We start from the raw sequence: 9,290 nt of genomic DNA on the forward strand, positions 1-9,290 counted from the left end.
CACCGAATATGCATTCCGCCATCCGCTGATCCGTGCGGTGGCCTACGAGTCTCAGCTGAAGTCGGAGCGTGCCCATCTGCACCGGCGGCTGGCGGCAGCCCTCGAGCCGAGCGACGAAAATGGGCCGTTGATCGCCGAGCACCTGGAGGCCGCCGGAGATCTGCACGGTGCGTTTGCCTGGCATATGCGCGCCGGCACGTGGCTGCGGGCATACCGCGACATCGGTGCGGCGTGGACCAGTTGGCAGCGAGCACGCCAGATTGCCGACCGGCTGCCCGCCGACGATACTGGCCGCACCGCAATGCGGATCGCACCACGGGCCCGGCTGTGTGCAACCGCCTGGCGAGCCGGCGGGAGCGTCGCCGACACCGGGTTTGACGAACTCCGAAGCATGGCCGCCGCGGCTGATGACAAAGTGTCACTGGCCATCGGAATGGCCGGGCAAATCGCCGCACTCAGCGGCGATGAGCGTCATCGCGAAGCGTCGCAGCTATCCTCCGAGCTCGCAATTCTGCTGGAGTCGATCGGTGACCCTACGCTGACGGTCGCGCTGCTGTGGACGGCGCTGACGCCAAAGCTCAGTGTGGGCGAGGTAACCGATTGCTCGCGGCTGGCGCAGCACATGATCGATCTGGCCGACGGTGATCCCCATAAGGGCGATCTCATCATCGAGACACCGCTGATATTGGCGTTGATGGCGCGAGCCGTCGCGCATGCATGGTGTGGTCAACCGGCCTGGAAAGACGAGCTCGAGAAGTCTGCGGCGATGTGCCGCGAGGTCAAGCCGGGTGGGCGTGCGGCGCTCGAGCTAACCTACATATACGGCTTCGGGATACTGCAGGGGCTGCTGCGCTCCGATACCCCGATGCTGCAGGACACCGCCGAGACGCTGAAATTGGCAGAACTGCGAGGCGACAATTACGCGCTGACAGCTGCGAGGCTTCTGCGAGGGCTTGTCCTGGCTCAATCAGACGACCCAGACGGCAGGGATGGCTTCCCGCTACTCGCCATGGCCCGTGATGCCGTGTTGGAGAAGCGGTTCCTAACGACCGGGTTGCAACTGATCGACCTGGTAAGTGCCAAGGAGAAGGCACGCACCGGCGATCGGGACGGCGCCATCGAGATCCTGCGCGCAATGGCAGAACGTCAATCCGCCACCGGTGAAACGATTTTTCTCGCGACAGCCGTGATCGCTCTGGTCGAGACATTGCTGCAACGCGGCAGCGACGCCGACGTGGCTGAAGCGCAGACTGCGATCGAGCGGTTGGCGACCGTGTCCGTCGAACCCGGGTTCGTGCTGTATGACGTCGCACTGCTACGGCTCCGTGCGTTATTGGCAAGGGCTCGCGGTGATAATCAAACCTACCGCGACTTCGTCGATCGCTACCGCAGCATGGCGACATCGCTTGGCTTCGAAGGCCATATCGCGATGGCTGAGACGATGTGACGACCGCTAGATCGCTACTTGGTCAACCAAATCGGCTGGCTCGCTGACCACTTCGCCCAGTTGCCGTCGACGGTAGTTCGCAGAGGCCGCACGCCACAACATGGCAGGGCGCAGTAGTCGGCTAGGCGGATCGACGAGTGCGGTTACCTTGGTGAACTGATTAAATGCGGCAGCGTCGAATTCGGCGGCCGCCAACACGCGATCCACATACCCATTGAACAACCTTGTTGCCAGCGGTCGCGCGCCCTCAACTTCAGGTAGCGCCAGGTCGCCGCCGGCCGCCAGTTGCCAGGCCTGGCGGATCGCGCGTGTGGTAGCCCTGAAAAACTGAGAAGCCAAATCTATTGGGCCGACGGACAAACAGCCGCGCAGCGCTAACGCTTCGAGCGCGGCCACGGTCATCCCTTGCCCATAAACCGGGTTGAAGCTGCAGATCGCGTCACCCGTAACGAGCAGCCCGCTCGGGAAGCGCCGCATCTTGTCATAACGGCGCCACCTACTGGACGGAACACGGTGTCGCGCCACATCGCCAATGGGTTCGGCGTCGCGCAGCGCGGCCAGCACATGCGGCGGGGCGAATTCCTCGGCAAAGTCGCACATGGCGGAAAGCTGGCAGGGCGGCACCCGGCCCGCCATCCCGAACATGGTGAGCATCCCCCTGTCATGCTCACAACGCAGGAAGCCCATCCCGGTGGGTCGGCCGGGCACAACACCGACCACGACGCCCATCTCGTGAAGTGCGGCGGGCCGCATCCGTAGCAGCTGACTGGCATAGGCCAGGTGGACCATGACCTGATCTTCGATCGGGCGGCCGTAGCCGAGTTTCTCCAGCCAAAGCGGCGTGCGGGCGGCGCGTCCGGTCGCGTCGACGACCAGATCGGCAGACACAGTGACCCCTCGTCCGCTGCGGCGGTCGATCGCCCTGGCGCCGGTGACGCGGGCGTGGCTCGGCGTCGACGTCAAGGCCACGACATCCTGATCCTCAAGGAAGGTGATGTTGTCGATGGCGCGGACGCGCCGCCGCACGTGGTATTCCAGGAACGGCCTGCTCGTCAGATAGACAGTGAAATCCTCGGCCGAACCCGTGTTGATGGCCCGATGACCGCCAAGGTTGAAATGCAGCTTCGACAGGTCCTGGCCGTCGAAGTAAGGCGCACCCGCGGTGACCAGCTCGTCGAGAATCCCAGGGAGCAGCTCCTCCAGTACCTGCGCTCCCCGCGCCAGCAGAGCATGTAAGTGACGCCCCTGCGGTACGCCGCGGCGGTTGACGGGTTCGTCAGGCAGGATGTCGCGTTCTACTACTGTGACCGTCTCGAAGAAGTCCGACAGAGCCCGGGCGGCCAGCAGACCAGCCATGCTCGCACCCAAGACCACTGCGCGGTCCCCAACCTTGGCCATCGCACACCCCGCTTTCGTCGAGTCGTCTGGCGACGAAAGCCATGCTCATGGCGGTGGCCGGGACGGCATAGCGTAGTCGACTACTCGAGATTCGCTGCTGAACTGCCACGTCGAGCACCGATGCACGGCTATAGTCGGCCCGTGATCAGCGGCGATCCGCTGACCGGGCGTGAGAGCGAACTGAAAGTTATTCGCCGTGCGCTGAGCGGGTTTGGCAATTGCTCTGGCGTCGTCATCGCCGGAGCGGCCGGCGTGGGTAAGACCCGGCTCGCTCGAGAGGTGCTGGCCCGCGCTGCCGCGACCGGCGACTGCATCAACTGGATTGCCGGCACCGAGTCAGCGCGACCCCTTCCGCTGGGCGCATTCGCCGCTCTGCTCACCGACGCGATCGCGGACCCGTTGCCCAACGTGCGACGCGTGATCAATACCTTTGTCGCCCAACAAAATCAAGCTCGCGTATTGATCGGCGTGGACGACGCGCATCTCCTTGACGGACTGTCGGCACACGTCGTGCACCAATTGGCGTCGACCCGCGGCGTGCGACTTGTCGTAACCGTGCGAACCGGTGCGGACGAGCCCGACGCCGTCACGGCCTTGTGGAAGGACGAGCTGCTGATGCGGCTGCATCTGGGACCGCTGTCGGCCGCGGCAACGCGTTCGCTGATCGAATCCGCCGTCGGTGGATCGGTGGATGCCCGCACCGCCGAGCGGTTCTGGAAGCTAACGGGCGGCAACGCGCTGTTTTTGCGGCAGCTGCTCGCCGACCAAATCGAGGCCGGCCGAATGCGGCAGGTAGCCGGGGTGTGGATGTGGGACGGCGATGTCGCGGTATCGCCGAACCTCAGTGACATTCTGGGCCGGCAGCTGAGTCGGATGACCCCGGGTGTGGCACGCGTCGTCGACACCTTGTCGCAGTGCGAACCGCTTGCTGTGGAACTGCTTTGCGATCTGGTACGCCGACGAGACATCGAGTCCGCTGAGCAAATGCATCTCGTCACGGTGGAGCGGCTCGGAAACGAGCGACTGGCGCGGCTAGCGCATCCGCTGTTCGGTGAGCTTCGCCGCGCAACCGCTGGAGAACTCTATTTGTCGAAGATCCGTGGACGGTTGGCGCAACGACTGGGCCAAGACGTCGACCGCGACATGCGGGCAACGGTGCGCCGGGCCCTGCTGACGCTCGACTCCGATTTGGATCCCGACCCCGACCTGTACCTGAAGGCGGCGCGCTTCGCAATGATGCTGTTAGACCCCGATTCGGCCGAGCGGTTCGCGGCCGCGGCAGCAGCCTGCGGTGCACCCGACGCGGCGCCGATGCGGGCAATGACGCTGGTGCTCCTTGGCCGAGGGGAACAAGCCGAGAACGTGCTGCGGGGCGTGTCTGAGAGCGGTCGCGAGGACACTCATCGATGGTCGACCATCCGGGCGGCCAACCTGATCTGGATGCTCGGCCGGCCGAAGGAGGCCGAGGCCATCCTCGACGACTTGGCCGCGGCAACCGAATCACCATCCGACCGCGATGCACGGATCGCCATCGAAGCCTGCGTCGATGCGGTGTCTGCGCGCTGCCTTGCCGCTGAAGAGAAGGCCAGGGCAGTACTTGGTTCGCGGACGCTTTCCGACTTTCACGCGATGATGGCCTCGATCGCGCTGGTCATGGCAATGGGGGCACTTGGTCACGTCGACGACCTGAGCGTCGTCGCCGAACGGGCCATCGACCGAGCAATCACCGCGTTCGAATCCTCGCCGATGCGATTCTGGTTCGGCGCCGTGCACGCCCGCGCCTGCCGATTGACCGGCCGGATCGACGAGTGTGTGCAGTCAGCCCAGCGGATCGCGGACTCGGCACGAGATGTACCCGGTCTGGCATACGCCAACTTGGCTTTCTTGTTGGGGCACGCCGATCTTGTGCGAGGTTTTGTTGGCAATGCCGTCGGGCTCCTGCGAGAAGCCCGCGCAGGAGTAGAAAAGCATGGCGCAACAACCGGTTTGCGGCCAGCCAGTTGCTTCGGGTTGGCCGAAGCGCACGCCAAAATGGGGCAGGTGGCCGCAGCGGAGGAAGCGCTGGCCGACGCGCAGCGTTTCGTACCGCCCGACTATGTGTTCATGCAGACCGCGTTGTCCTTGGCGACGGGCTGGACCTTGGCGGCCAAAGGCCTTCTGAGCGACGCCATCGCGGCAGCGCATGGGGCGGGCATAGAGGCACGCCAGCGCGGTCAGCCGACGCATGAGCTTGCGTGCCTTCAAGCAGCGGCCCAATGGGGTGACGCGTCGGACGTGAATCGAGCTAGTGAGCTGGCTGACGCATTATCGCTTCCGCTTGCGGAAACCGTTGCGCTGCATGCTCGATCGTTGCTGACTGGCGACGGCGAAGGCCTACTCACGGCATCGTCGGGATACCGAGCGATCGGTGATCGGGCCGCCGCCGCCGATGCCGCCGCACAGGCCGCTGCCGTCTTCACCGGCGGACAGCAGCGTCAGCGGGGACTCTACGCGGCGGCGATCGCGCGGGAGCTGGCCGACGAATGCGGCGGGCTTTGCACACCGGCGTTGCACAGCATGGTCGGGCTTCCGCTGAAGGGCCGGCAGCGGGAGGTGGTCGAATTAGCCGTTGCCGGTTTGTCCAACCGCGAGATCGCCGAGCGGCTGGTGATGTCGGTGCGCACGGTTGAAGGCCACCTCTACCGGGCGTGCCAGCGCGTTGGGGTGAACACTCGCGACGAGCTCAGTACGGTGATCAGATCCGGCGCGGCCGACCGCTGACAGACGATGGACGTTGACGTCGCAGAGTTGCACTTGACGGTGTGCCGGCGCTTTGGTGATGCTGTCCGGGCGGCCGACGGAAAATGGGATCAGCTGTCGCCGTGTGAGGGCTGGAATGCCCGCGACGTTGTGGAGCATGTGATCGGATTTCACGACGCGCTGCTCTTGCGGCCCTTCGGATTAAAGCCGGAGCGTCCGCGCGAGGACCCCCGCCGACGCTGGCAGTTGACCTTCGACCGGCTGTGCGTGGCATTCGATCGCGGCGATCTGCTCCAACGGGTCGTTGAGGTGCCGTCCGTCGGGAACAATCCGCCCGCCCGCCGCGAGCTGACGACGCTGGTGCCACGGCTCACCCAAGACGTATTGGTACACACCTGGGACTTGGCTCGCGCGGTGGGAGCCGATGACCGGCTTGATCCCGATTGGTGTGCATTGTTTTTCGACCAACTGCCCAAGGATCCTGAGGCCCTCAGCAGATCCGGGATGTTCGCGGCTCCGATCGCCGTGGACGACGACGCCGACATTCAGTCGAAGCTGCTCGCACGCCTCGGCCGTGATCCGGCCTGGCCCTGAGCGCGAAAGGCCAGTTACGACACGCCAATTCGCGAAAAGCGTGCTATAAGTGGCCACTCAGCGAGTCATGACGGGTAGCGCCGCGGGGTGAACACCCGGTCGGCGGAATCCGCCGAGTACCACTGGGTTTGCGACGAGCCGACGATCAGCAGGCAGCGCATGTCGACCTCCGCCGGATCCAGGTCGGCCAGCCGCACCACCGTGACCTGCTCGCCCGGGCGGGAAACGTCGCGACCGATCACCACCGGTGTGCCGGGGTCGCGATGGGCCAGCAGCAGATCGCGCATGGCGGCGACCTGCCACGTGCGCGTCTTCGACGCCGGGTTGTAGATCGCCAGCACCATGTCGGCGGCAGCCGCGGCGGACAACCGGGCCGCGATGACGTCCCACGGTTTGAGCCGGTCGGACAACGAGAGCACCGCATAGTCATGACCCAGCGGCGCGCCGACCCGGCTGGCGACCGCCTGCGCGGCGGTCATCGCCGGAATGACCCGGACTTGAACACCGGGCCACTGCTTGGCCTCCTCAAGCACCGCGGTGGCCATCGCGAACACCCCGGGATCACCGGAGGACACCACGGCTACCGTGCGGCCCTGCTCGGCCAGCGCACAGGCGAGCTGGGCGCGTGCCACTTCGTCGGTGTTGTCGCTGGGATGACGACGTTGACCGTTGTGGGCCGGGATGCGATCCAGGTACGGGCCATAACCGATCAGGTCCGTGGCGGCGGCCAGTTCCCGGCGGCTTTCCGGCGTCATCCAGTCGCTGTGTCCGGGACCCAGTCCCACCACCGCGACGGCGCCGGCCTGCGGTTCGCGACAGCGACCGCCGGGCAGTAGCGCCAGCGAAAAATACGGCACGGTGTCCTGGTCGACGTCGGCGGCGGCCAGCACCCGCTGCCCGGTGGTGCTGGCTCGCTCCACATAGAAGGCGTCGTCGAGCCGGCCGGATAACGAAAGAGCTTCGCGCACAGCGGGATATGAGCGTCCGAGTTTGAGAACCACGGCGGCGTCGGAGTCGGCCAGCCGGCGGGACAGCTCGGCGACACCGAGAGTGCCCGGCAGCACCGACAGCACCTGATCACCGGCGACCAGCGGTGTCCCGATCGCCGCGGAAGCCGCGCTGACCGACGTCACACCCGGCACGATGACCGCATTGAACCGCTTTGTCAGCCGCGTGTGTAGATGCATGTAGGAGCTGTAGAACAGCGGATCGCCCTCGGCCAGCAGCGCCACATTCCGTCCGGCATGAAGGTGCGTGGCGATCCGCTGCGTTGCCTCAAAATAGAAATCCTCCAGCGCGCCGGCATAGCCGCCGGGGTGATTCGTGCCCTCGGTGGTCACCGGGTAGACGAGGTGCTCCTCGATCTGTCCCGGCCGCAGATACGGTTCGGCGATGCCGCGGGCGATGCTGCGGCCGTGCCGCGCACTGTGATAGGCCACCACATCGGCCTCGCCGATCACCCGGGCAGCCTTGACGGTTACCAACTCCGGGTCGCCGGGCCCCAGCCCGACACCGAAGAGCGTGCCGCGCTGAGTCATTGGATGGTCGCCGCGATTGCGTTGACGGCCGCGGCAGCCATCGCGCTACCGCCGCGGCGACCCCGCACTATCAGATACGACATCCCGCGCGGGCGCTCGATGAGCTCCTGCTTGGACTGCGCCGAGCCGACGAAGCCGACTGGTCCGCCGAGCACCGCCTCCGGCGCGGGCACTCCCTCGTCCACCAGTTCCAGTAACCGAAACAGCGCAGTGGGCGCATTACCGACGGCCAGCACGGCGCCGGCCAGCCGGTCCGCCCACAGTTCTACCCCGGCTGCCGAGCGCGTGGTGTGCCGGCGAGCGGCCAGCTCAGCGGTCCGCGGATCAGCCACTAGTGACACAATCTCGTTGCCCCGCAGACGACCTGAAGTAATCCCGGCGGCCACCATTGACGAGTCGCATAAGACCGGGGCGCCGCCTGCCAGGGCGGCACCAGTGCGGGTGACGACGTCGTCGGTGTAGGCAACGTGCTCGGCCAGGTCGACCTGGCCGCAGGTATGGATCAGCCGGACCACCACCTGCTCGAGGTCCACGGGAAACCGGGCCAGGTCCGCTTCGGCGCGGATGGTCGCGAACGACTGCCGGTAGATCTCGGCGGCATCGCGAAGGTAGTCGAGCACCCGCTCACCTTAAGACCTCAGGAAGACCTGAGCAGTCGGTAGCCGTCTCCGGTTGCCACCAGCACCTCACCCGCCGGCGGGCTACCACACGCCCGCTCGCAGCCGACGAAGTGCCGGTGCCCGCCGGCAGCAGTGCTCAGCGACTGTGCAGCGTCGGCCCGCACGTCGGCGACAGAGCGCGCACAGCCGGGACTGCCGGTGCAGGCGCTGACGGAAAGCCATGGGGAATTCTCGTCGAACACCAACCCCAACGGCGCCAACACCCGCAGCGCCGCGTCGGCCGTCGCCTCGTAGAGATCGCACACCAGCACCGACCGCCACGGCGTGATGACCAGCGGCGCCTCGATGGCGGCAAGGTAATCGGCGACTTGAGCGGTCAACACGCCAAGCGGCACAGCCGCGCCCAACGCGATCCTCCCGTCGTCCTGCTTGATCCATCCAACCGGGGGCCGAAGGACCGCATGAAACGGTGTGTCGCTCAGCTCAATGCCCGGCAAGAGCGCCTCTGGTTGTCTCAATTCAGCAACACGCCAAGCCTTTTCGCGCATCTCGGTAAAGCGCTCGGCGACACTGACCAGCGCCGCCACGCCCTCGGAAGCTGCCAGTCGCACGCCAGTGTCCCGCCCGGCCAGTAGCAGCGCGACCGCGTCGTCGGAAAAATGTAGAGCCACATCGGCGGCGAGCCCCGACACGTCGCCGCGGCCGTCGTCAACGCTGAACCAGAACCGGCCCGGCAACGCGGCCAAAGTGGGTTTACCCTGAATCGCCTCGTCCAGCTCGGCGACGAAGCCGCGTACGTCGGTGAGGCCCCCGACCCGCCCCGACAACGGTGACGCGACGATATTGCGGACCCGCTCATGCGTCGCCGACGGCAGCAGTTGGGCTCCGGCCAGCGCTTGGGCGACCGCCGCGGTATCGGTGATACCGCGGATTTGCACGTTCCCACGCGCCGTC

General features: G+C 66.2%; 6 protein-coding genes and 1 pseudogene. 3 read left to right on the plus strand and 4 right to left on the minus strand.

Translation table 11 applies throughout. From position 1 onward, the window contains the following. A pseudogene (locus VFA16_RS14865) lies at window positions 1–1,447 on the plus strand (cyclase); the annotation flags it as partial. Window positions 1,448–1,453: 6 nt separating this feature from the next. Here VFA16_RS14865 and VFA16_RS14870 read toward each other — a convergent pair. Continuing rightward, entirely contained in the window at window positions 1,454–2,803 is a 1,350-nt protein-coding gene (locus tag VFA16_RS14870; protein WP_324968555.1) for a 2-polyprenyl-6-methoxyphenol hydroxylase-like oxidoreductase, read from the minus strand. A gap of 183 nt (window positions 2,804–2,986) precedes the next feature. On the opposite strand from VFA16_RS14870, the gene VFA16_RS14875 reads away from it, so the two are divergent. Beyond that, entirely contained in the window at window positions 2,987–5,605 is a 2,619-nt protein-coding gene (locus VFA16_RS14875) for a helix-turn-helix transcriptional regulator (RefSeq protein WP_324968556.1), read from the plus strand. A 6-nt stretch (window positions 5,606–5,611) separates the two neighbouring features. Then, a complete protein-coding gene (locus VFA16_RS14880; protein ID WP_324968557.1) occupies window positions 5,612–6,178 on the plus strand; it encodes a maleylpyruvate isomerase family mycothiol-dependent enzyme in 567 nt (188 codons plus the stop codon). A gap of 65 nt (window positions 6,179–6,243) precedes the next feature. Here VFA16_RS14880 and VFA16_RS14885 read toward each other — a convergent pair whose 3' ends face one another. The 3 genes from VFA16_RS14885 to cobG form a co-directional block, all read right to left on the minus strand. Continuing rightward, on the minus strand, window positions 6,244–7,716 hold the full coding sequence (locus VFA16_RS14885; RefSeq protein WP_324968558.1) for a precorrin-2 C(20)-methyltransferase: 1,473 nt from the start codon (window positions 7,714–7,716) through the stop codon (window positions 6,244–6,246). Continuing rightward, window positions 7,713–8,336 carry a precorrin-8X methylmutase gene (locus VFA16_RS14890; protein WP_324968559.1) on the minus strand — a complete coding sequence of 208 codons (624 nt, stop codon included), beginning with the start codon at window positions 8,334–8,336 and terminating at the stop codon, window positions 7,713–7,715. Before VFA16_RS14890 ends, VFA16_RS14885 begins: the two co-directional genes overlap by 4 nt. 17 nt (window positions 8,337–8,353) lie before the next feature. Continuing rightward, window positions 8,354–9,290, minus strand: a 937-nt coding sequence (gene cobG / locus VFA16_RS14895) for a precorrin-3B synthase (protein ID WP_324968560.1), incomplete at its 5' end; no start/stop codon positions are given.

The sequence above is a fragment of the Mycobacterium sp. genome (assembly GCF_035653355.1).
Taxonomy (GTDB): Bacteria; Actinomycetota; Actinomycetes; order Mycobacteriales; family Mycobacteriaceae; genus Mycobacterium.